At 67.9% G+C, this 240-nt stretch carries 1 protein-coding gene; it reads left to right on the plus strand.

All coding sequences use genetic code 11. The features are described 5' to 3' along the window. The coding region (locus BN358_RS24000; RefSeq protein WP_198018456.1) for a peptidylprolyl isomerase at positions 1–180 on the plus strand (180 nt) is incomplete at its 5' end. Between the last annotated feature and the right edge of the window lie 60 nt (positions 181–240).

The following is a 240-nucleotide window of genomic DNA, read 5'->3' on the forward strand; positions in this document are numbered from 1 at the left end:
TCCCAGTTCTTCGTCACGGTGGACGCCACCCCGTGGCTGAACCGCAAGCACACGATCTTCGGAGAGGTCGCCGACGAGGCGTCGAAGAAGGTCGTCGACGAGATCGCCGGCGTTCGCACCGGCCGCCTGGACCGTCCGGTCGACCCGGTCGTGATCGCCTCGGTCGAGATCACCGACTGATCCTTCAGCAGCCGGTTCCCCCTGTCGTTCGGGACCCGTTCGCCCTGGCCGGCCGACGCA

The organism is Sedimentibacter sp. B4 (assembly GCF_000309315.1).
Lineage (GTDB): Bacteria > Bacillota > Clostridia > Tissierellales > Sedimentibacteraceae > Sedimentibacter > Sedimentibacter saalensis.